This window comes from Amycolatopsis sp. NPDC089917 (assembly GCF_040684635.1).
GTDB lineage: Bacteria > Actinomycetota > Actinomycetes > Mycobacteriales > Pseudonocardiaceae > Amycolatopsis.
Map to the genome: position 1 here is coordinate 1 of NZ_JBFBGL010000099.1, position 21,626 is coordinate 21,626.

The window sequence follows — 21,626 nt, forward strand, 5'->3', positions numbered from 1 at the left end:
TGTCCGTGAAGGCCTCCTTGAGGGACCCAGAGTCCCTCAAGGAGGCCTTCACGGACCACCGCAGCCGCTCTGCGAGACGTTTCCGCCAGCACGCGACATAATGCGACGGTGCGTGAATACTTCTCCCGCCGCCGCGCGGCGCTGCGTTCCCTGCTGGCCGACTCCGGAGTGGACGCGCTGCTGGTCACGGACCTGCTCAACATCAGGTACCTGACCGGCTTCACCGGGTCCAACGCCGCTCTCCTCGTCCACGAGGGCGGCGACGACAAGACGATCTTCTGCACCGACGGCCGCTACACGGTCCAGTCGGCGACCGAGGTCCCCGATCTCGAACGGGTGCTGGACCGCGCGAGCGCGGCGAAGCTGGCCGACCTGGCGGCCGAGAAGAAGCTCGGCAAGACCGGGTTCGAGAGCCAGCATGTCAGCGTCGAGCAGCACGAGGACCTCAAGGTGCGCTTCGACCGCGTCGAGCTGGTCCGGACGCCGGGTCTCGTCGAGCAGTTGCGGCTGGTCAAGGACGAGCAGGAGATCGAGGCGCTGCGCCAGGCGTGCGCGGCGGCCGACAGGGCGCTGGAGGACCTGGTGTCCGCGGGCGGGCTCCGGCCGGGCCGCACCGAGCTGGACGTCGCCCGCGACCTCGAGAATCGCATGCTCGGGCACGGGTCGACCGGCCCGTCGTTCGACACGATCGTCGCGGCGGGCGCCAACTCCGCGATCCCGCACCACCGGCCCACCTCGGCCGTGCTCGCGACCGGCGGGTTCGTCAAGATCGACTTCGGCGCCACGGTCGACGGCTATCACTCCGACATGACCCGCACGTTCGTCATCGGCAAGCCCGCGGCGTGGCAGGAGGAGGTCTACGAGCTGGTCCAGCGCGCGCAGGCGGCGGGCTGTGACGCCGTCCTCCCCGGCGCCGAAGTGTCCGAAGTGGACAAAGCGGCGCGCGGCGTGATCGTCGACGCGGGGCGCGGCGAGGAGTTCGGCCACGGTCTCGGCCACGGCGTCGGACTGCAGGTGCACGAGGCGCCCAGCCTGGCCACCACCGGCGTCGGTACACTGTCCGCCGGTATGGCCGTCACCGTCGAGCCTGGTGTGTATCTGCCCGGACGCGGAGGCGTGCGCATCGAGGACACGCTGGTCGTGCGGGAAGGTACGCCCGAACTCCTCACGCTGAGCACCAAGGAACTCGTGGTCGTCTGACGGCGGCCCGGAAGATCGACACAGGAGACTGCACACTCGTGGCCACCACCAACGACCTGAAGAACGGGCTCGTCCTCAACCTCGACGGCCAGCTCTGGACCGTCACCGCGTTCCAGCACGTCAAGCCGGGCAAGGGCGGCGCGTTCGTCCGCACCACGCTCAAGCACGTGCTGACCGGCAAGGTCGTCGACAAGACCTTCAACGCGGGCACGAAGGTCGAGACGGCCACCGTCGACCGCCGCAACATGACGTACCTGTACAAGGACGGCGCGGACTTCGTGTTCATGGACGCGGAGACCTACGACCAGATCACCGTGCTGGCCGAGACCGTCGCCGACAACGCGAACTACCTGCTCGAGAACTTCGAGGTCCAGGTCGCGGTGCACGAGGGCACCCCGCTGTACATCGAGCTGCCGACCTCGGTCGAGCTGATCGTCCAGCACACCGACCCGGGTCTGCAGGGCGACCGCTCCACCGGTGGCACCAAGCCGGCCACCCTGGAGACCGGTGCCGAGATCCAGGTGCCGCTGTTCCTCACCACCGGCGAGAAGATCAAGGTCGACACCCGTGACGGCCGTTACCTGGGTCGCGTCTCCAACTGATGGCTGACGCAGGCAAATCCGGCAAGTCGCCGAACCGCGGCGGGCCGATCAGCCGTCGCCAGGCCCGGCGGCGCGCTGTCGAAATGATGTACGAGGCCGCCCAGCGCGGCGCCGACGCGGTGACGCTGCTGGCGGACAGGGTCGGTTCGGTCGAGGTCGACCCGATCGCCGACTACACGATCTCGCTGGTCGAGGGGGTCACCGGGCGGAAGGCCGCGATCGACGAGCTGCTCGCCGAGCACGCTCAGGGCTGGACGCTGGACCGGATGCCGCCGGTGGACCTCGCGGTGCTGCGGGTCGGCGTCTACGAGCTCCTGTGGGCCGAGGACGTGCCGGACCCGGTCGCCATCGACGAGGCCGTCGGGCTGGCGAAGGAGCTGTCGACCGACGACTCGCCGCGGTTCGTCAACGGTGTGCTCGGCCGCATCGGCACGATCGCCGACAGGCTGCGCGCGGTCCTCTAGCAGACGTACGACAACGGGCCGTGTCCTCTTCCGAGGGCACGGCCCGTTCTCGTGCTCGGTGGTTCCGCTTGGCGTTTCCGGTCCCCCCGGACCGAAAACGTCGCCATCTCTAGTCCTCTTTGGACGGTCGAGCCTCGGGCGGCAGCACACCCCAGTCGATCAGCTGCTCGGTGAGCTCGCCGGGGGTCATGTCGTAGATGATCGCCAGCGAACGCAGATCCTCGGTGCGGATCGAGAGCACCTTGCCGTTGTAGTCGCCGCGCTGGCTCTGGATCGTGGCCGCGTAGCGGGCGAGCGGCCCGACCTTCTCCGCCGGGAGCTGCTGCAGGCGCTCCAGGTTGATGACGATCTTCGTGGCGGGTTCGGCGCCCGACGGCACCCGGCCCTCCGGCAGCAGCTCGACCACCGGCACGCCGTAGAAATCGGCGAGCTCGGCGAGCTTCTGCACGGTGACGGCGCGGTCGCCGCGCTCGTACGAACCGACGACGACGGCCTTCCAGCGGCCTCCGGACTTCTGCTCGACCCCGTGCAGGGACAGGCCCTGCTGCTGGCGGATCCCGCGGAGCTTGGCCCCGAGCGCCTTGGCGTAATCGCCCATCTGGTGGTTCTCCGTTTCCTCACCCCCAACCGGTCGGGGTGACCGGTCCAGGGGACTCCTCGAGTCGAATACTCAGAGTAATGGTTACGCATAGTTGTCACCAGGTCAAGCGGGTGCTTTCGAGAGGGCTTCGTCACCTGGGGCGCGCCACCCGTAAGAATGAGGGCCAACTCCTGCTAGTGTCGACTCGATTTCCTCGCTACGCAGGAAGTCGACGTCCTTTAAGGACCCGTCCAGAGAGGCGGGGAAGGAGGTCCGCCTTGTCGTCACGCCCGCGTGGCGCGGCGGAACCGGCGGGAGAGCGCGAGCTGCTCTCGTCCGGGGATGTCGCGCGCACGATCGCCCGAATGGCCCACCAGGTCATCGAGAAGACCGCTCTCGGTGCCGGTGGCTCGACTCCGCCCGTGTTGCTGGGCATCCCCACTCGGGGTACCCCGCTCGCCCTGCGGCTCGCGGACAAGATCGCCGAGTTCTCCGGCGTCCGTCCGCCGACCGGCGCGCTGGACATCACGCTCTACCGCGATGATCTCCGCCGCCGCCCGCCCCGCGCGCTCGAACATTCGCAGCTGCCGCCGACCGGTGTCGACGACGCGGTGGTGATCCTGGTCGACGACGTGCTGTTCTCCGGCCGCACCATCCGCGCCGCCCTCGACGCCCTGCGCGACCACGGCCGCCCGCGCGCGGTCCAGCTGGCCGTGCTGGTCGACCGCGGTCACCGCGAACTGCCGATCCGCGCCGACTACGTGGGCAAGAACGTGCCCACCTCGCGCGCCGAGGGGATCGAGGTCCTGCTGTCCGAAGTGGACGGACGGGACTCGGTTCTGCTGCGGACGCTGAACGAGAGCGCTTCACCAGAAGGAGATCGATCGTGAAGCACCTGCTCGCCACCGACGGGCTCGACCCGGCGCTCGCGACAGCCGTGCTGGACACCGCCGAAGAGCTCAAGCACACCCTGCTGGGCCGCGAGGTCCGCAAACTGCCGACGCTGCGCGGCCGCACCGTCATCACGCTGTTCTACGAGAACTCGACCCGCACCCGCGTCTCGTTCGAGATCGCGGGGAAGTGGATGAGCGCCGACGTGATCAACGTCTCCGCGTCCAGTTCCTCGGTCAACAAGGGCGAATCGCTGCGGGACACCGCGCTGACGCTGGCCGCGGCCGGCGCCGACTGCGTGATCATCCGGCACCCCGCCTCCGGGGCGGCGCAGCGGCTTTCGGGCTGGCTCGCCGAGGCCGGGACGGCGGTCGTCAACGCGGGCGACGGCACTCACGAGCATCCGACGCAGGCGCTGCTCGACGCCGCCACGCTGCGGGAGCGGCTCGGTTCGCTGGAGGGCCGCCGCATCGCGATCGTCGGTGACGTCCTGCACAGCCGGGTCGCGCGGTCGAACATCCACCTGCTGTCCTCCCTGGGCGCCGAGGTGGTGCTCGTCGCGCCGCCGACGCTGCTGCCCGCCGGGGTCGAGACGCTGCCGGTCACGGTGTCGCACGAACTCGACGCCGAACTGCCCGCGGTCGACGCGGTCATGATGCTGCGGGTCCAGGCGGAGCGCATGCACGGGGGTTTCTTCCCGAGCGCGCGTGAGTACTCGATCGCCTACGGCCTCAACGAGCGGCGGATGAAGCTCCTGCCCGAGCACGCCGTCGTCCTGCACCCCGGTCCGATGCTGCGCGGGATGGAGATCGCCTCGGCGGTCGCCGACTCCCCGGCCTCGGCCATCACCGAACAGGTCCGCAACGGCGTCCACGTGCGCATGGCGGTCCTTTATCACTTGCTCGCCAGCGAAGGAGCCGCCGCGTGACCACCGTCCTGATCAAGGGCGCCCGACCCTACGGAGAGGGCGATCCGGTCGACGTGCTCGTCGAGGACGGGGTCATCACCGACATCGGTTCCCTCGACATCCCGGCCGACGGCACAGAGACCGAAGTGATCGACGCGGGCGGCCAAGTGCTGCTCCCCGGTTTCGTCGACCTGCACACCCACTTGCGCGAACCCGGCCGCGAGGACACCGAGACCATCGCCACCGGTTCGGCCGCGGCCGCGCTCGGCGGCTACACGGCGGTGTTCGCCATGGCCAACACCGACCCGGTGGCCGACAACGCGGTGGTCGTCGACCACGTGTGGCGGCGCGGCCAGGAGGCCGGGCTGGTCGACGTGCACCCGGTCGGCGCGGTCACCGTGGGCCTCAAGGGCGAGAAACTCGCCGAACTGGGCACCATGGCGAAGTCCGAAGCCCAGGTGAAGGTCTTCTCCGACGACGGCCTCTGCGTCGCGGACCCGCTGCTCATGCGCCGCGCGCTGGAGTACTCGACGGCACTCGGCGTGGTCATCGCCCAGCACGCCGAAGAGCCGCGCCTGACCGTCGGCGCGCAGGCGCACGAAGGGGAGCAGGCCGCGCGCCTGGGCTACACCGGCTGGCCCGCCTCGGCGGAGGAGTCGATCGTGGCCCGCGACTGCCTGCTCGCCGAGCACGCGAACGCGCGGCTGCACGTCTGCCACGTCTCGACCTCGGGCACCGCCGACATCCTGAAGTGGGCCAAGGACCGCGGCACCAAGGTCTCGGCCGAGGTCACCCCGCACCACCTGCTGCTGACCGACGAGCGGCTCGCGACCTACGACCCGGTCAACAAGGTCAACCCGCCGCTGCGCACCGGGTCCGACGCCGAAAAGCTGCGCGCCGCGCTGGCCGAGGGCGTCATCGACTGCGTCGCCACCGACCACGCGCCGCACGCCGTCCAGGACAAGGACTGCGAGTGGAACTCGGCCCGGCCCGGCATGCTCGGTCTCCAGACCGCGCTGTCGATCGTGGTCGAGACCATGGTCCGCACCGGTCTGCTGGACTGGCGGGGCGTCGCGCGCGTGATGAGCGAGCGGCCCGCCGAGATCGGCAACCTGTCCGGCCACGGCCGTCCGATCGAGGTCGGCGAACCGGCGAACCTGACGCTGGTCGACCCGGACACCGAATGGACCGTGAGGGGCGCCGAGTTCGCGAGCATCGCGGCCAACACCCCGTACGAAGGAATGCGGCTCCCCGGCGTGGTGACGGCGACGTTGCTGCGCGGGCGGATCACCGCGCGGGAAGGGAAGATCACCGCATGAGCGACCGGATCCTGCTGACCCTGGCGGTCTTCGTCTTCTTCCTCCTCTGCGTCCTCCTGATGTGGCGCGGCTGGCGGCGCAAGTCCCGGACCCAGAGCGTCCAGGTGCCTCCGTTCGCGGAGATCCCCGCCGAACCGGGCGAGGCGTCGCTCGAATCGACCGGCGTCTACATCAGCACGACGACGGCGGGGCACTGGCAGGAGCGCGTGGTCACCCGCGGCGCCGGCCTGCGCACCGGAGCGGTCTGGCGCCTGCACGAAGACGGCGTCGCCATCGAACGCGGCGGTGCCCCGGACTTCTGGATCCCGCGCGCGTCGGTCACCGGCGTCCGCAAGGACAAGGGGATGGCCGGGAAGGTGATGGGCATCGACGCGCTGCTCGTCATCACCTGGCTCGCCGGGGACGTCGAACTGGACACCGGATTCCGCGGCGACGACGTCGACGACTATCCACAGTGGATCGAAGCTTTGCAAGACGTTCCCAACGACATCAAGGGAGGTGCCTGATGAGCACCGCGAACGGCACCCGCACACCGGCTGCGCTGGTACTGGAAGACGGCCGGGTGTTCCGCGGATCCGCGTACGGCGCCCGTGGCCGGAGCCTGGGCGAGGCGGTGTTCTGCACCGGCATGACCGGCTACCAGGAGACGCTGACCGATCCCTCGTACCATCGGCAGATCGTGGTCCAGACCGCGCCGCAGATCGGCAACACCGGCTGGAACGACGAGGACGACGAGTCCTCGCGCATCTGGGTCTCCGGTTACGTCGTCCGCGACCCCGCGCGCACCCCGTCCAACTGGCGCTCCAAGCGCACGCTGGACGAGGAACTGGAGCGCCAGGGCGTCGTCGGGATCTCCGAAGTGGACACCCGCACGCTGACCCGGCACCTGCGCGAGCAGGGCGCCATGCGGTCCGGCGTCTTCTCGGGCGACGCGCTCGGCACCGATGAGGAGATGCTCGCGCAGGTCCAGGACAGCCCGCAGATGAAGGGCGCCGACCTCGCCGGCGAGGTCAGCACCAAGCAGACCTACGTCGTCAAGGCGCAGGGCGAGCGGAAGTTCCGGGTCGCCGCGCTGGACCTGGGCATCAAGTCCAACACGCCGCGCCTGATGGCCGCCCGCGGCATCGAGGTGCACGTGCTGCCCTCGTCGTCCACTGTGGACGATCTGCTCGCGGTCGAGGCGGACGGTGTGTTCCTGTCCAACGGTCCCGGTGACCCGGCGACCACCGCGCATGCGACGGAGCTGACGAAAGCGGTGCTGCAGCGGGAGATCCCGCTGTTCGGCATTTGCTTCGGCAACCAGATCCTCGGCCGCGCGCTGGGACTGGGCACCTACAAGATGCGCTACGGCCACCGCGGGATCAACATCCCGGTGATCGACGTGGCGACCAAACGTGTCGCGATCACCGCGCAGAACCACGGTTTCGCCCTCGAAGGCGAGCCGGGTCAGCGCTTCGAGACGCCCTTCGGCGCCGCGCAGATCTCGCACTACTGCCCGAACGACGACACCGTCGAAGGTGTCCGCGCGTTCGACGTCCCCGCGTTCTCGGTGCAGTACCACCCCGAGGCCGCCGCCGGCCCGCACGACGCGGCCCCCCTGTTCGATGAGTTCGTCAGCTTGATGGAGAAGGCCAAGTAATGCCGAAGAGGACAGACATCCAGCACGTGCTGGTGATCGGCTCCGGGCCGATCGTGATCGGCCAGGCGGCGGAGTTCGACTACTCCGGCACCCAGGCCTGCCGCGTACTCCGCGACGAGGGACTGCGCGTCTCGCTGGTGAACTCGAACCCGGCGACCATCATGACCGACCCCGAGTTCGCCGACGCGACCTACATCGAGCCGGTCACCCCGGAATTCGTCGAGAAGGTCATCGCCGAGGAGCGCCCCGACGCGATCCTCGCGACGCTGGGCGGGCAGACGGCGCTGAACTGCGCCGTCGCCCTGCACGACCGCGGCGTCCTGGAGAAGTACGGCGTCGAGCTGATCGGTGCCGACGTCGAGGCGATCCAGCGTGGCGAGGACCGGCAGAAGTTCAAGGACATCGTCCGCACGATCGGCGCCGAGGTGCCGCGTTCGCGGGTCTGCCACGACATGGACGAGGTCCGCGCGACCGTCGCCGAGGTCGGCCTCCCGGTCGTCATCCGGCCGTCGTTCACCATGGGCGGGCTCGGCTCGGGCATGGCGCACACCGACGCGGAGCTGGAGCGGCTCGCCTCCACCGGTCTCGACGAGTCGCCGGTCACCGAGGTGCTCATCGAGGAGAGCGTCCTCGGCTGGAAGGAGTTCGAACTCGAGCTCATGCGCGACCGGCACGACAACGTGGTGGTCGTCTGCTCGATCGAGAACATCGACGCGATGGGCGTGCACACCGGCGACTCGGTCACCGTCGCGCCGGCGATGACCCTGACCGACCGCGAGTACCAGCACATGCGCGACGTCGGCATCGCGGTGCTGCGCGAGGTCGGCGTCGACACCGGCGGCTGCAACATCCAGTTCGCGATCAACCCGGAAGACGGCCGCATGGTCGTCATCGAGATGAACCCCCGCGTGTCCCGGTCGAGCGCGCTGGCGTCGAAGGCGACCGGTTTCCCGATCGCCAAGATCGCCGCGAAGCTCGCCATCGGCTACACCCTCGACGAGATCCGCAACGACATCACCGGCGAGACCCCGGCGGCCTTCGAGCCGACGCTGGACTACGTCGTGGTGAAGGTGCCGCGGTTCGCCTTCGAGAAGTTCCCGGGCGCGGACCCCACGCTGACCACGACGATGAAGAGCGTCGGCGAGGCGATGTCGTTCGGCCGCAGCTTCCCCGAGGCCCTCGGCAAGGCGCTGCGCTCCATCGACACCAAGGCCACCGGCTTCTGGACCCGCCCCGACCCCGAGGATGCGACGCTGGAATCCGTCCTGGAGGCCTTGCGCACGCCGCACGACGGGCGGCTCTACGAGGTCGAGCGGGCGCTGCGGTTCGGCGCCACCGTGCGGCAGGTGCACGAGGCGTCGGGCATCGACCCGTGGTTCATCGACCAGATCGCGCTCATCGGCGAGGTCGGCGCCGAGGTCCGCGACGCCCAGGTGCTGGACGAGCCGCTGCTGCGGCGCGCCAAGCGGATCGGCCTCTCCGACCGCCAGATCGCCTCGCTGCGGCCGGAACTGGCGGGGGAGGACGGCGTCCGCGCGCTGCGCCGCCGTCTCGGCGTGCGGCCGGTGTACAAGACCGTCGACACCTGCGCGGCCGAGTTCGCGGCCAAGACGCCGTACCACTACTCGGCCTACGAGACCGATCCCGCCGCGCAGTCGGAGATCACCGCGCAGACCGAGAAGCCGAAGGTGCTGATCCTCGGCTCCGGGCCGAACCGCATCGGGCAGGGCATCGAGTTCGACTACTCGTGCGTGCACGCGGCGATCGCCCTGCGCGAGGCCGGTTTCGAGGCCGTCATGGTCAACTGCAACCCCGAGACCGTCTCCACCGACTACGACACCTCGGACCGGCTCTACTTCGAGCCGCTGTCGTTCGAGGACGTGCTGGAGGTCGTCAACGCCGAGCAGGAGTCGGGCACCGTCGCCGGGGTCATCGTGCAGCTGGGCGGCCAGACGCCGCTCTCGCTCGCGAAGCGCCTCGCCGACGCCGGTGTCCCGGTGATCGGCACCTCCCCGGACGCGATCCACCTGGCCGAGGACCGCGGCGCGTTCGGCGAGGTCCTCACCGACGCCGGGCTGCCCGCGCCGAAGTACGGCACGGCGACCTCGTTCGAGGGCGCGAAGCGGATCGCCGACAAGATCGGCTACCCGGTCCTGGTGCGGCCGTCCTACGTGCTGGGCGGGCGCGGCATGGAGATCGTCTACGACGAGGAGTCGCTCGCCGGCTACATCCACCGCGCCACCGAGGTCACCCCCGAGCACCCCGTGCTGGTGGACCGCTTCCTCGACGACGCCATCGAGATCGACGTCGACGCGCTCTTCGACGGCGACGAGCTGTTCCTCGGCGGCGTCATGGAGCACATCGAGGAGGCCGGGATCCACTCCGGCGACTCTTCCTGCGCGCTGCCGCCGATCACGCTGGGCCGGACCGACATCGAGACGGTGCGCCGCTCCACCGAGGCCATCGCGCGCGGTGTGGGCGTCCGAGGGCTCCTGAACGTCCAGTACGCGCTCAAGGACGACGTCCTGTACGTCCTGGAGGCCAACCCGCGCGCGTCGCGGACCGTGCCGTTCGTGTCGAAGGCGACCGCGGTGCCGCTGGCCAAGGCCGCCGCGCTGATCATGACCGGCTCGTCGATCAAGGACCTGCGCGAGTCCGGCGTCCTCCCGGCCGAGGGTGACGGGGGCCACCTGCCCGCCGACTCGCCGGTCGCGGTCAAGGAAGCGGTCCTGCCGTTCCACCGCTTCCGGACCCCGGAGGGCCACGGCGTCGACTCGCTGCTCGGCCCGGAGATGAAGTCCACCGGCGAGGTCATGGGCGTCGACGTCTCCTTCGGCAAGGCGTTCGCCAAGTCGCAGGCAGGCGCCTACGGTTCGCTGCCGACCTCGGGCAAGGTCTTCGTCTCGGTCGCCAACCGCGACAAGCGTTCGCTGGTGTTCCCGGTGAAGCGGCTGGCGGACCTCGGATTCGAGATCCTCGCCACCTCGGGTACCGCGGAAGTGTTGCGGCGCAACGGGATCACCTGCACCGTCGTGCGCAAGCACTACGAAGGTTCGGCCGAGGGCGAACAGAACGTCGTCGACGTCATCCTCAGCGGCGAAGTGCAGATGGTGATCAACACGCCGTACGGAAACAGCGGTCCGCGGATCGACGGCTACGAGATCCGCACCGCCGCGGTGTCGCGGGACATCCCCTGCATCACCACGGTGCAGGGCGCCGCGGCGGCCGTGCACGGGATCGAGGCCGTCATCAAGGGCGACATCGGCGTGCGGTCGCTGCAGAGCCTCCAGGCGGCGCTGAAGGCCAAGGCGTGAGCGAGCGGTTCGGGGCGAGGCTGGCGCGAGCGGTCGCGGAAAAGGGGCCGCTCTGCGCCGGCATCGACCCCCACCCCGGGTTGCTCCGGGCGTGGGGTCTCCCGGAGGACGCGGCGGGGCTGGAGAAGTTCGCCCTCACGGCCGCCGAGGCGATCGCGCCCGAGGTCGCGGTGATCAAGCCCCAGTCGGCCTTTTTCGAGGCCTACGGGCCTCCTGGGGTCGCCGTTCTGGCCAAGACGATGAAGGTGTGCCGGGAAGCGGGCGCGCTCGTCCTGCTGGACGTCAAGCGCGGCGACATCGGTTCCACGATGGCGGCGTACACGGCGGCTTTCCTGCCGCCCGGCGGGGAACTCGAGGCCGACGCCATAACGGTGTCCCCATACCTCGGCTTCGGCTCGCTGGCCCCCGCGATCGAGGTTGCCCAGGCGCAAGGCAAGGGACTGTTCGTCCTCGCCCGCACCTCCAACCCGGAGGCGCAGGGATTGCAGAACGCCTTGCTGCCCAACGGAAAGACCGTCGCGCAGGACATCGTCGACACGGCGGCCGCGCATAACGCCGGTGTCGGGCCGTTGGGTGACTTCGGTGTCGTCGTCGGCGCCACGATCACGCCGGGGGAGCTCGACCTGAGCGCCCTGAACGGTCCCGTCCTGGCACCCGGTTTCGGGGCACAGGGGGCCACTCCGGCCGATTTGCGGGCCCTTTTCGGGGCGGGACTGCGGGGGGTGCTCCCCGCGTCGTCCCGTGACGTCCTCAAGCACGGACCGGACCCCGAAGCCCTCCGTGCGGCCGTTCGGCGGACACGGGATTCCCTCGGACCCCTGGAAAAAGGCCAATAGCAGGCCCGGGAATCCGTCATGACCAGCCACCCCCGCATTGTGGGCCGAGGTAACGGGTGGGTACCGTCGCCACACCCACCCAGATTTGAGAACTACCGGAGGAAAACGTGGCACTTCCCCAGCTGACAGAGGAACAGCGCGCTGCGGCGCTGGAGAAGGCCGCCGCCGCCCGCCGCATCCGTGCTGAGCTGAAGGAGCGGCTGAAGCGGGGCGGTACCACTCTGGTCGACGTGTTGAAGCAGGCCGAGGAGAACGAAGTCCTCGGCAAGATGAAGGTCTCGGCTCTGCTCGAGGCTCTTCCGGGTGTCGGCAAGGTCCGCGCCCAGCAGACCATGGAACGACTGGAGATCGCACCCAGCCGTCGTCTTCGCGGCCTCGGCGACCGGCAGCGCAAGGCGCTGCTGGCCGAATTCAGCGGCGAGTGAGCGGCATCGGTCAGGACCACCCGGTGACCCCGGGCGCTGACCGCGGCGGTGAGCCGGTGGCGGGAGTCGAATCCCGGCACCGGCTCACGGTCGTCTCAGGGCCTTCGGGGGTCGGGAAGTCGAGCGTGGCGAAGGAGCTGCGCAAGCTGGATCCGGAGATCTATTTCAGCGTCTCGGTGACCACCAGGAAGCCGAGGCCGGGTGAGGTGGACGGCGAGCACTACCACTTCGTCGACCGCGCCGAGTTCGACCGCATGGTCGCCGACGGTGAACTGCTCGAACACGCGGAGTTCACCGGCAACTGCTACGGCACCCCGCGCGAACCCGTGGAGCGGGCCTTGGCAGGCGGCCGCAACGCCCTGCTGGAGATCGAACTCCAGGGCGCGCGGCAGGTCCGCAAGGCGATGCCGGAGGCGCGGCTGGTGATGCTGATGCCGCCGTCATGGGACGAACTGGTCGGCAGGCTGACCGGCCGCGGCACCGAGAACGAGGCCGCCGTCAAGGCCAGGCTCGCCGAGGCCGAGCGCGAACTCGCCGCCGCCGGGGAGTTCGACGAGCGCGTCGTCAACGCCGACGTGCGAGAGGCCGCCGAGCAGTTGCTAAACTTGATAACCGGCGACATCTAAACCCGAAGATTCGGAGCACCACGAGTGACGACTCAGGCCACGCTGCACGAAGAGCTCGAAGGCATCACCAACCCGCCCATCGACGACCTCCTCGAGAAGGTCAGCTCGAAGTACGCGCTGGTGATCTACTCGGCCAAGCGCGCTCGCCAGATCAACGACTACTACGCCCAGCTGGGCGAGGGCCTGCTGGAGTACGTCGGCCCGCTGGTCGAGCCGGGCCCGCGCGAGAAGCCGCTGTCCATCGCCCTGCGCGAGATCCACGGCGGTCTGCTCGAGCACACCGAGGGTGAGTAGGACCCAATGGCCACGGCGGCCGTCAAGGTAACCACTGGGCGCGGCATGGCCGAAGGCCCCGCTATCGGGATGGCAGGGCTTTGATCAGCGTGAGCGAGGCGGTTGAAGTGAGATGCCCTGGCAGCCCGATCGCGGTCCCGCGCGAAGCCGCCGAGAACACCGTTGAGTAAACCCCGGGTTGTTCTGGGCGTAGGCGGCGGGATCGCCGCCTACAAGGCCTGTGAGGTCCTGCGCGGGCTGACCGAATCCGGTCACGACGTCCGCGTGGTCCCCACCGAGGCCGCGCTGAACTTCGTCGGCGCGGCCACCTTCGAGGCACTGTCCGGGAACCCGGTGCACACCGGCGTGTTCACCGAAGTGCCCGAGGTCCAGCACGTCCGCGTCGGCAAGGAAGCCGACCTGGTGATCGTCGTGCCCGCCACGGCGAACCTGCTCGCCAAGGCCGCGCACGGCATCGCGGACGACCTGCTGACGAACACCCTGCTCACCGCCCGGTGCCCGGTCGCCTTCTTCCCGGCGATGCACACCGAGATGTGGGAGCACCCTGCCACCCGCGACAACGTGGCGCTGCTGCGCTCGCGCGGGCTGGTCGTCGCCGAACCCGCGGCGGGAAGGCTCACCGGCAAGGACACCGGCAAGGGACGGCTCGCCGACCCCGCCGAGATCGTCGACCTCGCCCGGCTCCTGCTCGCCGTCCCGAACGCCCTCCCGCGCGACCTCGAAGGCGTGCGCGTGGCGATCTCGGCGGGCGGCACCCGCGAGCCGCTGGACCCGGTCCGCTATCTGGGCAACCGTTCGTCGGGCAAGCAGGGCTACGCGCTGGCCCGCGTCGCCGCCCAGCGCGGCGCGGAGGTCACCCTGGTCGCCGCGCACACCGTCGCGCTGCCGGAACCCGCCGGTGCGAAGGTCGTCCACGTGTCGACCGCCGAGGAGATGCGCCAGGCGATGCACGCCGAGGCCGCCTCCGCCGACATCCTCGTGATGGCCGCCGCCGTCGCCGACTTCCGGCCGTCGAACCGGGCCGAGGTCAAGATCAAGAAGTCCGACGACACGCCGGACCCCGTGGTCGAGCTGGCGCGCAACGCGGACATCCTGGCCGAACTGGTGCGAAACCGGACGAACGGCCAGCTGATCGTGGGGTTCGCCGCCGAAACCGGGGACGACAAGGGTGGCGTTCTCGATCACGCCCGGGTCAAATTGAAGCGCAAGGGTGCGGACCTGCTGGTGGTGAACGCGGTCGGAGAGGGCAAGGCTTTCGGCACCGAAGACAACTCGGGCTGGCTGCTCGGGGCGGACGGGACCGAGATCCCGATTCCACTGGGTGCGAAAGCCGAACTGGCGTCCACATTGTGGGACGCTGTTGTGACCTTGATGAAGCGTTGAGAGTCCCTCCAACGATAGTCAGTACGCTTGAGCACAAGCTGAGGGGTGCCTAACTTACTGGGCATCAGACGTCTAGGTGAGGGAGTGACGGCCACCGTGACCGCGTCCACGAGCAGACTGTTCACATCGGAATCGGTGACTGAGGGTCATCCCGACAAAATTTGCGACGCCATCAGCGACTCCATCCTGGACGGGCTGCTGGCCAAGGACCCGCGCAGCCGGGTGGCGGTCGAAACGCTGATCACCACCGGCCAGGTCCACGTCGCCGGTGAGGTGACCACCGAGGCCTACGCGGACATCCCGACCATCGTCCGCGACGTGATCCTGAAGATCGGCTACGATTCTTCGGCCAAGGGCTTCGACGGCAACTCGTGCGGCGTCAACGTCGCGATCGGGTCGCAGTCGCCGGACATCGCGCAGGGCGTCGACACCGCGTACGAGTCCCGCGTCGAATCCGACGAGGACGAGATCAACCGCCAGGGCGCCGGCGACCAGGGCCTCATGTTCGGCTACGCCTGCTCGGACACCCCCGAGCTGATGCCGCTGCCGATCGCGCTGGCCCACCGGCTCTCGCAGCGGCTGACCCGGGTCCGCAAGGACGGCGTGCTGCCGTACCTGCGCCCGGACGGCAAGACCCAGGTCACCATCGAATACGCCGGCGACCAGCCGGTGCGGCTCGACACGGTGGTCGTGTCCACCCAGCACGCGGACGGCATCGACCTGGAGCAGATGCTCGGCGTCGACGTCCGCGAGCACGTGGTCGCCCCGGAGATCGCCGAGCTCGGTCTCGACACCTCCAACGTGCGGCTGCTGGTCAACCCGACCGGCCGTTTCGTCATCGGCGGACCGATGGGTGACGCGGGCCTGACCGGCCGCAAGATCATCGTCGACACCTACGGCGGCATGGCCCGTCACGGTGGCGGCGCGTTCTCGGGCAAGGACCCCTCCAAGGTGGACCGTTCGGCCGCTTACGCGATGCGCTGGGTGGCGAAGAACGTCATCGCCGCCGGGCTCGCCGCGCGCGCCGAGGTCCAGGTCGCGTACGCGATCGGCAAGGCGGCCCCGGTGGGCCTCTTCGTCGAGACCTTCGGCACCGAGACGGTCGACCCGACGAAGATCCAGGCCGCCATCACGGAGGTCTTCGACCTGCGTCCGGCCGCGATCATCCGCGACCTCGACCTGCTTCGCCCGATCTACGCGCCGACGGCCGCGTACGGCCACTTCGGCCGTCCCGAGCTGGGTCTCCCGTGGGAGAGCACGGCGCGGGCCGCGGACCTGAAGTCGGCCGCGGGCGCCTGACCCGCCTGTCCGTGAAGGCCTCCTTCCCTGCCTTGACGGTAGGGAAGGAGGCCTTCACCGCGTCGCCGACCTGACGGGAGTGCTGGGGGCCGGAACTCGCGTGCGTGGAGACGTGACTCGCGTGATCAGAGCCGGGACTCGGGTGTGCGGCATCCAGGCACGCGAGATCCGCCTTCAATCACGCGAGTTCCGTCCCCAAGCACGCGAGTCACGTCTCTGATCACGCGAGTGCGGTGTTCGATCACGCCGGGCCACGCGGTACGGCCGACGGCGGGGGAGTCTGGTAGAGATCACCGGGTGAGCAGCAGTCCCGAACCGACCCCGCTGTGGGACCTTCCGGAGCCTCCGCCGAAGGCCGAGCCCGCGCGGAAGGCCAAGCCGTCGCGCGCGAAGACCCCCAGCCGTCGCGGCGCGCAGAACCCCGCGCCCGAGAACCCGGTCGCGCGGATCGTCGTGGACATCCCGCTCACGCATCTCGACCGCACCTTCGACTACCGGATCCCCGAGAAACTCCACGAAACCGCCGTGCCCGGCTGCCGGGTGCGCGTCCGGTTCGCGGGGCAGCTCGTCGACGGCTACCTCGTCGAGCGCGCCGACACCACGGACTTCACCGGGAAGCTCGCGTACATCGACAGGGTGACCTCCAGTGAACCCGTGCTGCCTCCCGCGCTGCACACGCTTTGCCGAGCCGTCGCGGACCGGTACGGCGGCACGCTCAGCGACGTCCTGCGGCTCGCGATCCCGTCCCGGCACGCGAAGGTCGAGAGCGAGCCGCCCGCCGAGCCCGCGCCGGCTCCGGAGGCGCCCGAGACCACGGCTTGGGACAAGTACCAGAGCGGACCGGCGTTCCTGGAGGCCGTCGCGGAACGGCGTCCCGCCAACGCCGTCTGGCAGGCGCTGCCGGGAGAGGACTGGCCGCGCCGCCTCGCCGAAGCCGCCGCCGTCGCGGCCGCCACCGGACGTGGTGTCGTCATGGTCGTCCCCGACCATCGTGACCTGACACGGCTGCACGACGCGTGCGTTTCCTTGCTGGGCGCCGATTCCGTGGTCGCGTTGATCGCCGGGCTGGGCCCAGCCGAGCGGTACCGCCGTTGGCTCGCGGTGCTGCGCGGGGCGGTGCGCGTCGTCGTCGGGACGAGGGCGGCGATGTTCGCGCCGGTCGCCGACCCCGGCCTGTTCGTGGTGTGGGACGACGGCGACGACGTCCACCTCGACCAGCACGCGCCGTACCCGCACGTCCGTGACGTGCTGATGGACCGCGCGCACGCCGCGAAGGGGTCCATGCTCGTGGCCGGTTTCGCGCGGACCGCCGAGGCCCAGTTCCTGGTGGAATCGGGCTGGGCGCAGCCGCTCGTGGCGGCGCGTCCCGAACTGCGGGCGGCCGCGCCCCGGGTCACGCCGGTCGGCGAGGACTTCGACGTCGCTCGGGACGAAGCGGCGAAAGCGGCTCGGCTCCCGTCGGTCGCCTTCGAGGCCGCGCGGCAGTCGTTGGCGGGCGGATTCCCGGTCCTGGTCCAGGTTCCGCGCCGCGGGTACGTCCCGGGACTCGCCTGCGGCAACTGCCGGACGTCGGCGCACTGCCGTCGCTGCGCGGGGCCGCTTTCCTTGCCGGGCGGGCTGATCGACGGCGCGCCGAGGCCGCCCGCCTGCCGGTGGTGCGGCGTCCCCGAGACGAACTTCCATTGCGCCGCTTGCGGTTCCGTGCGGCTGCGGGCGGTCGTCGTCGGCTCGAAGCGCACCGCGGAGGAACTGGGCCGCGCGTTCTCCGGATTCCCGGTGCGGACCTCGGGAGCGACGGAGGTTTTGGCTTCGGTGCCCGGAAAACCGGCGCTGGTGGTGTGCACGCCGGGAGCCGAGCCGGTCGCGGAAGGCGGCTACGGCGCGGCGCTGCTGCTGGACGGCTGGGCGCTGCTGGGGCGGCAGGACCTGAGGGCGGGGGAGGAGACCCTGCGCCGCTGGATGGCCGCCGCGGCCCTGGTGCGGCCGGGGACCGAAGGCGGTCGCGTTTTCGTCGGCGCGGAAGCGGGTCTGCCGGTGGTGCAGGCGCTGGTGCGGTGGGACCCGGGCTGGCACGCGAGCCTGGAACTGGCGGAGCGGCGCGAACTCGGCTTCCCGCCCGCGACGCGGATGGCGAGTGTCGAAGGCACGCCGGACGCGGTCGCCGGGCTGCTCGACGACCTCCAGCTGCCGGAGACCGGCGAGGTGCTGGGTCCGGTGCCGCTCGGCGAGGTCGACGAGGACGGGAACGCCGAACGGGAGCGGGCCCTGGTGCGGGTCGCGCGTCCGGACGGGAAGGCGCTCGCCGTCGAGATCCACGCCGCCGCGGGCCGCCGGGACGCGCGCAAGGCCTCCGAGCCCATCCGGATCCAGCTGGACCCGCTGGAGCTCATCTAGCCCTCCACGCGATTCGGCACCTGGTTGCGATCCTTGCCTGTGCAACTACCGCAACCAGGTGGCGAATCGCGTGGGTCAGAGGGTGGTGCCGGGGGTGGCGAGGACGTCGGCGCGGGCCGAAGCATCCGAAGCGCCCGGAACGGGCGTAGTGGGCTTGGTCGCCGAGCCGCCCAGGGCGGCGGTGAGCAGCGTGACGATCTGCGACGAGATCGCCGCCCGCCGCGCCTCGAAATCGGCGTCGGTCAGCGCCGAAGGATCGGCGGGCGTGCCGAGGACGGGCGTGTGCAGGTGCCCGCCCGCGATCCCGGTCAGCCCCAGTCCGGTCCGCAGCCGGTTGCTCCGGTACATCGACTCGTTCGACAGGTAGTTGCCGCCGCCACCGGAAGCGGCGATCTCACCGGGCTTCGGCGCGTCCGTCCGGCACACCGCGGTCCCCGTCCCGGGCTTCGTGCTGTCCGGCCAGACGCAGAACGCCTGGTTGTACTGCACGTCGTACGCCCCGGCGGGCGCGGCGAGCATCTTTTCGTACGGCAGCGTGGTTTCGATGAACTGGACGTCCGGCTGCGGCCAGCCCTCGGCGGGCGGCACCTGACCCTTCACCGCCTCGTCGAGGTTGTCCGGCGAACCGCCGCGCCAGGCACCGGCCCACCGCTCGATGTCGAACCGGCCGGGACGGCCCTGGCTGATGGTCATGATCAATTCGGGCCGGCGGAGGCGGTCCTTGAACGCCTGGCCGTAGGCCGCCTCGACGACGCCGGCGTCGAAGTAACTCCACACCACCGGGAACGACACGGCCTGCACCTGCGCGGGCCCGGCCGGGGTCCGGATCACCTTGCCGTCCAGATGCAGCGCGGCCGCGCCGGACGGGTTCCCGATGCGGACACCCGCGCCGTTGAGGGTGAACGGGTCGAACCCGCTCACCAGCACCCGGCGCAGCTTCGGACCGGTGGGGAAGCGGGAGTCGTCGAGCCCCCGCGCGCCGAAGTCGAACGTCTTCAGCAGAGCGGCGCGGGCGGGCGCGGACAGCGGGAAGGGCGGAGTCCACTGGCGCAGGGCCTTGCTCATCCGGAGGCGCGCCCAGTAGAGCGGCCGGTCGTCGGCCTTGTCGATGCTGCCGAGATCGGGACGGCGGCCCTGCGCGCGGTCGACCGCGGTCCGCCAGAGCCCGTCACCGGCGGTCTCGGCCAGCTTCTCGGCGCGCAAAGCGGTCTTCGTCGCGCAAAGCCGCGTCGTGAAGTCGGAGACGAGCTTGTCGAAACCGGCGAGCCGGACCAGTTCCGGACCGACCGCCGGGCCACCGGAGGGCATGGTCGCGGTGAGCCGCTTCTCTTCGACGGTGATCGCCGCGGAGTCGTCGAAGCAGGCACGCGCGCCTTCGGCTTGCGCGACGCCGGGGACCGCGAGGAGGGGGAGGGCGATGAGCAGGGGGAGGAGAGCGCCCCATCGCCTGCCGGGAGTCTTCATGGACCGCATTCTGCTCATCCGGGCAGGGCCGCACCACCGACGATCGCAGGTCTGGACAGGTCTTGTCCGGGGTGGACAGGCGGGGCAGACTCGCGCCATGGCCGCGCACAGAAGCACTCCGGTACGCATCACCGCAGTCACCGCGATCGCCACCCTCGTCGTCACCGCCGCGCCGGGCACCGCGGCCGCGGCGCCACCGACGCCCAAGTCCCCGGTCGCCGTCGGCTACCTGGGCGCCGTTTCGAGCATCGACGCGGACGCGACCGCGATCGGGACGAAGATCCTGCGCGAGGGCGGCAACGCCGTCGACGCGGCCGTCGCGACCGCCGCCGCCCTGGGCGTCACCGACCCGTTCTCCGCCGGAGTCGGCGGTGGCGGCTTCTTCGTCTACTACGACGCGCGCACCGGCAAGGTGCACACGCTCGACGGCCGCGAGACCGCGCCGTCGTCGGCCGGCGAGAACCTCTTCGTCGAGAACGGCAAAGCGATCCCGTTCGCCGACGCCGTCACCAGCGGGCTGAGCGTCGGCGTGCCCGGCACGCCCGCCACCTGGCAGGAAGCCCTGCGCAAATGGGGGACCAAGTCGCTGGCGAAGGCGATCAAGCCCGCGGAAGACCTAGCCCGCAAGGGTTTCACCGTCGACCAGACCTTCACCACCCAGATCTCGAACAACGCCGCCCGCTTCTCGGCGTTCCCGTCGACCCGGTCGCTGTACCTGCCCGGCGGGGCGCCGCCCGCGGTCGGCACGACGTTCAAGAACCCGGACCTCGCCGGGACGTACGCGCAGCTCGCCGCGAAGGGCACCGACGTGCTCTACCGCGGCCCGATCGGCAAGGACGTCGTCGACACCGTCCGCAAGCCGCCGGTGGACCCGGCTTCGACGCTGAACGTCCGCCCGGGTGACCTGACCGCCGCCGACCTCGCCAAGTACCGCGTCGTCGAGCGGAAGCCGACCAGGACCGAGTACCGCGGCCTCGATGTCTACGGGATGCCCGCGCCGTCGTCCGGCGGGCTGACCGTCGGCGAGGCGCTGAACATCCTCGAGAACACGAAGCTGTCCAAGCTGGAGAAGGCCGACTACCTGCACTACTTCCTGGAGTCGACCCGGTACGCCTTCGCCGACCGCAACCGGTGGATCGGCGACCCGGCCTTCGTCGACGTCCCGGCGAAGGAACTGATCAGCCAGAAGTTCGCGGACAGCCGCGCGTGCCTGATCGACCCCGCGAAGGCCGGCGTGAGCCCGGTCGCGCCCGCCGACCCGCGCAAACCCGCGCCGTGCGTGGCGGGGACGAACGCCGCCCCGACGCCGTACGAGGGCGAGAACACCACGCACCTCACCGTCGCCGACAGGTGGGGCAACGTCGTCGCGTACACGCTGACCATCGAGCAGGAGGGCGGGAGCGGCATCGTCGTGCCGGGCCGCGGGTTCCTGCTCAACAACGAGCTGACCGACTTCTCCTTCACCCCGGTCACGCCGGGCGTGCCCGACCCGAACCTGCCGGGCCCGGCCAAGCGGCCGAGGTCGTCGATGGCGCCGACCATCGTGCTCGACCACGGCAAGCCGTTCCTCGCCGTCGGCTCGCCCGGTGGCGCGTCGATCATCACCACGGTGCTGCAGGTCCTCACCGCCCGCATCGACCGCGGCCTGAAGCTTGTCGACGCGATCGCCGAACCGCGCGCCTCGCAGCGCAACTCGGCGGCCGCGCAGGTCGAGCAGGCGTTCCTCGACCAGGCCGACGTGCTCGCGATCCTGAAGGCCAAGGGCCAGGGCTTCTCGACGGCGCCCGCGGAGATCGGGGCCGCGACCGGCGTCGAACGGCTGCGGGACGGCCGGTGGCTCGCCGCGGCCGAACCCACGCGACGGGGCGGAGGCGCGGCGGCCGTCGTGCTGCCCTGGCCACGCGGATAGGCAGCGTCGTTCCGTGAAGGCCTCCTTGAGGGACTCTGGGTCCCTCAAGGAGGCCTTCACGGACTTCCCCTGACCGCAAG

At 70.5% G+C, this 21,626-nt stretch carries 19 protein-coding genes; 17 read left to right on the forward strand and 2 right to left on the reverse strand.

Annotation, left to right across the window (positions count from 1 at the left end; all coding sequences use genetic code 11):
- The first annotated feature begins 108 nt into the window (after positions 1 to 108).
- Genes AB0N89_RS38615 through nusB form a run of 3 tightly spaced genes read left to right on the forward strand, consistent with a single transcriptional unit; the run spans position 109 to position 2,266 of the window.
- Positions 109 to 1,200: a Xaa-Pro peptidase family protein gene (locus tag AB0N89_RS38615; RefSeq protein ID WP_364215873.1), complete on the forward strand. Its 1,092-nt coding sequence runs from the start codon at positions 109 to 111 to the stop codon at positions 1,198 to 1,200.
- Positions 1,201 to 1,238: 38 nt separating this feature from the next.
- The gene (gene efp, locus AB0N89_RS38620; protein WP_020637239.1) at positions 1,239 to 1,802 is read left to right on the forward strand and encodes an elongation factor P; all 564 of its coding nucleotides are present in this window, start codon (positions 1,239 to 1,241) and stop codon (positions 1,800 to 1,802) included.
- Positions 1,802 to 2,266, forward strand: coding sequence for a transcription antitermination factor NusB (gene nusB / locus AB0N89_RS38625; protein ID WP_364215876.1), 465 nt, complete (start codon positions 1,802 to 1,804; stop codon positions 2,264 to 2,266). Before efp ends, nusB begins: the two co-directional genes overlap by 1 nt.
- Positions 2,267 to 2,375: 109 nt before the next feature.
- Here nusB and AB0N89_RS38630 read toward each other — a convergent pair whose 3' ends face one another.
- Positions 2,376 to 2,864 (reverse strand): helix-turn-helix domain-containing protein, encoded by a 489-nt coding sequence (locus tag AB0N89_RS38630; RefSeq protein ID WP_003096372.1) that lies wholly within the window; start codon positions 2,862 to 2,864, stop codon positions 2,376 to 2,378.
- 260 nt (positions 2,865 to 3,124) lie between these two features.
- Here AB0N89_RS38630 and pyrR point away from each other — a divergent pair, with 260 nt between their 5' ends.
- The 13 genes from pyrR (at position 3,125) to AB0N89_RS38695 (ending at position 18,173) form a co-directional block, all read left to right on the forward strand.
- Entirely contained in the window at positions 3,125 to 3,736 is a 612-nt protein-coding gene (pyrR, locus tag AB0N89_RS38635; protein ID WP_364215879.1) for a bifunctional pyr operon transcriptional regulator/uracil phosphoribosyltransferase PyrR, read from the forward strand.
- Positions 3,733 to 4,665, forward strand: coding sequence for an aspartate carbamoyltransferase catalytic subunit (locus tag AB0N89_RS38640; RefSeq protein WP_093933930.1), 933 nt, complete (start codon positions 3,733 to 3,735; stop codon positions 4,663 to 4,665). Before pyrR ends, AB0N89_RS38640 begins: the two co-directional genes overlap by 4 nt.
- The gene (locus AB0N89_RS38645; RefSeq protein WP_364215883.1) at positions 4,662 to 5,963 is read left to right on the forward strand and encodes a dihydroorotase; all 1,302 of its coding nucleotides are present in this window, start codon (positions 4,662 to 4,664) and stop codon (positions 5,961 to 5,963) included. The genes AB0N89_RS38640 and AB0N89_RS38645 overlap by 4 nt, the downstream gene beginning before the upstream one ends.
- On the forward strand, positions 5,960 to 6,469 hold the full coding sequence (locus AB0N89_RS38650; RefSeq protein ID WP_364215886.1) for a transporter: 510 nt from the start codon (positions 5,960 to 5,962) through the stop codon (positions 6,467 to 6,469). The genes AB0N89_RS38645 and AB0N89_RS38650 overlap by 4 nt, the downstream gene beginning before the upstream one ends.
- Positions 6,469 to 7,602, forward strand: a complete 1,134-nt coding sequence (gene carA, locus AB0N89_RS38655; protein WP_364215889.1) for a glutamine-hydrolyzing carbamoyl-phosphate synthase small subunit — start codon at positions 6,469 to 6,471, stop codon at positions 7,600 to 7,602. Before AB0N89_RS38650 ends, carA begins: the two co-directional genes overlap by 1 nt.
- Complete coding sequence (gene carB, locus AB0N89_RS38660) at positions 7,602 to 10,916, forward strand: carbamoyl-phosphate synthase large subunit (protein WP_364215892.1); 3,315 nt, start codon at positions 7,602 to 7,604, stop codon at positions 10,914 to 10,916. The genes carA and carB overlap by 1 nt, the downstream gene beginning before the upstream one ends.
- Positions 10,913 to 11,752: an orotidine-5'-phosphate decarboxylase gene (gene pyrF / locus AB0N89_RS38665; protein ID WP_364215895.1), complete on the forward strand. Its 840-nt coding sequence runs from the start codon at positions 10,913 to 10,915 to the stop codon at positions 11,750 to 11,752. The genes carB and pyrF overlap by 4 nt, the downstream gene beginning before the upstream one ends.
- A 107-nt stretch (positions 11,753 to 11,859) precedes the next feature.
- Positions 11,860 to 12,177, forward strand: a complete 318-nt coding sequence (mihF, locus tag AB0N89_RS38670; RefSeq protein ID WP_003096398.1) for an integration host factor, actinobacterial type — start codon at positions 11,860 to 11,862, stop codon at positions 12,175 to 12,177.
- Entirely contained in the window at positions 12,174 to 12,803 is a 630-nt protein-coding gene (gene gmk, locus AB0N89_RS38675; RefSeq protein WP_364215898.1) for a guanylate kinase, read from the forward strand. Before mihF ends, gmk begins: the two co-directional genes overlap by 4 nt.
- A gap of 24 nt (positions 12,804 to 12,827) precedes the next feature.
- Positions 12,828 to 13,097: a DNA-directed RNA polymerase subunit omega gene (gene rpoZ, locus AB0N89_RS38680; protein ID WP_005152353.1), complete on the forward strand. Its 270-nt coding sequence runs from the start codon at positions 12,828 to 12,830 to the stop codon at positions 13,095 to 13,097.
- A gap of 162 nt (positions 13,098 to 13,259) precedes the next feature.
- Positions 13,260 to 14,480, forward strand: a complete 1,221-nt coding sequence (gene coaBC, locus AB0N89_RS38685; protein ID WP_364215901.1) for a bifunctional phosphopantothenoylcysteine decarboxylase/phosphopantothenate--cysteine ligase CoaBC — start codon at positions 13,260 to 13,262, stop codon at positions 14,478 to 14,480.
- A 96-nt stretch (positions 14,481 to 14,576) separates the two neighbouring features.
- Entirely contained in the window at positions 14,577 to 15,779 is a 1,203-nt protein-coding gene (metK, locus tag AB0N89_RS38690) for a methionine adenosyltransferase (RefSeq protein ID WP_364215911.1), read from the forward strand.
- A gap of 297 nt (positions 15,780 to 16,076) precedes the next feature.
- Complete coding sequence (locus tag AB0N89_RS38695; protein WP_364215904.1) at positions 16,077 to 18,173, forward strand: primosomal protein N'; 2,097 nt, start codon at positions 16,077 to 16,079, stop codon at positions 18,171 to 18,173.
- Positions 18,174 to 18,248: 75 nt separating this feature from the next.
- Here AB0N89_RS38695 and AB0N89_RS38700 read toward each other — a convergent pair whose 3' ends face one another.
- Positions 18,249 to 19,637, reverse strand: a complete 1,389-nt coding sequence (locus AB0N89_RS38700; RefSeq protein ID WP_364215905.1) for a hypothetical protein — start codon at positions 19,635 to 19,637, stop codon at positions 18,249 to 18,251.
- A 97-nt stretch (positions 19,638 to 19,734) separates the two neighbouring features.
- Here AB0N89_RS38700 and ggt point away from each other — a divergent pair, with 97 nt between their 5' ends.
- Positions 19,735 to 21,546, forward strand: a complete 1,812-nt coding sequence (gene ggt / locus AB0N89_RS38705) for a gamma-glutamyltransferase (RefSeq protein ID WP_364215908.1) — start codon at positions 19,735 to 19,737, stop codon at positions 21,544 to 21,546.
- The last annotated feature ends 80 nt before the right edge of the window (positions 21,547 to 21,626 follow it).